General features: G+C 58.2%; 1 protein-coding gene. It reads left to right on the top strand.

All coding sequences use genetic code 11. The annotated features are described in order from the left end of the window. Positions 1-665 precede the first annotated feature (665 nt). Positions 666-1,049, top strand: a complete 384-nt coding sequence (locus AC1DY5_RS56750) for a hypothetical protein (RefSeq protein ID WP_478122890.1) — start codon at positions 666-668, stop codon at positions 1,047-1,049. The last annotated feature ends 30 nt before the right edge of the window (positions 1,050-1,079 follow it).

Genomic DNA, 1,079 nt, shown 5'->3' with positions numbered 1-1,079 from the left:
GCCTCAACGTTGGCGACGTTGCGCTCTTCCTGACTGAGCTACGGCTGCATGTTTTGCGAGTCGGTGGCCCCACCAGTGAGGGGCGCGACTCGCGGCGAATTTTTAAGGATCACCACCGGCGCCACTCGGCGGGTGAGTTCACGGCAGCGCGATCACTGCTGTGGCGGCCGGCACGGATGCCATTCGCGGTTGGGTGCCGATCGAGATCTGCACGATGGGAAAAACAAAAAAGCCCGGATCCATTTCGGAATCCGGGCCTCTGGTGAGAGAGCTAGGAAGGTACGCGCTTACGCGCTACCTCCACCCGGTGGCGGCTGATCCTCATACTGTCCAAGCCACAATGCGGCCGGAATCGACGGAATGGAGTTCAGCTGCGAATGCATCTTGGATGTCGTCAGACTGCGACCACCACAAACCTCGACGCGCACGAACGCCCGGCCCGATGTGGGTCGAATGTTCAGTGAGGTCAGATTTGCTTTCACGATGGTTCCAGTGGTTGGCGTTGTTCTCGATGAATCGAAGTTGGGTTGAAGAAACGGGACGAAACAAGTTCGTCGATGGGTGTAATGTAAACTGGGTTTACTGTTTCGTGCAACAGTTCCCGAACATTTTTTTTCGATCGACGTGTTTGCCCAACAACACGGCGGTCTGCTCAAGATCCCAGCATGTCACTTTCAACCATCCGTCGCAACAACGTCCTCATCCTCTTCGGGGAGTTCGTAGCCGAGCAGGCAGTGCAGGGCGTGCAGCCACGTGGAATGGCAGAGCTGTTCGCGAAGAAGCTGCAGATTTCCCCAAGCATGTGGACGCAGATCAGGTCCGAGACGACACAGAGGAACATCTCAGACAAGCTCGCCAGGCAGATCGAGACGGCCTGCGGCAAACCACAAAGGTGGATGGACGAGGATCAGTCCACAGAGCCTGAGGTCGATCACGGCGAGGAGCGCTTCATCGAGCTGGCGCGCCTCGCATACCGCAGCCAGAACGCTCGCGGCAAGCGGGAATTGCGAACCTTGGTCCTGAACCATACGAAACAGCCGGAGGCGTAATGCAGCCTCCGCGCGGGGACAGCTCAGGTC

Source organism: Variovorax sp. P4_D9, from assembly GCF_056401695.1.
Note: the sequence above shows the minus strand (reverse complement) of the source record. Positions and strands in the feature narration are given on the sequence as shown.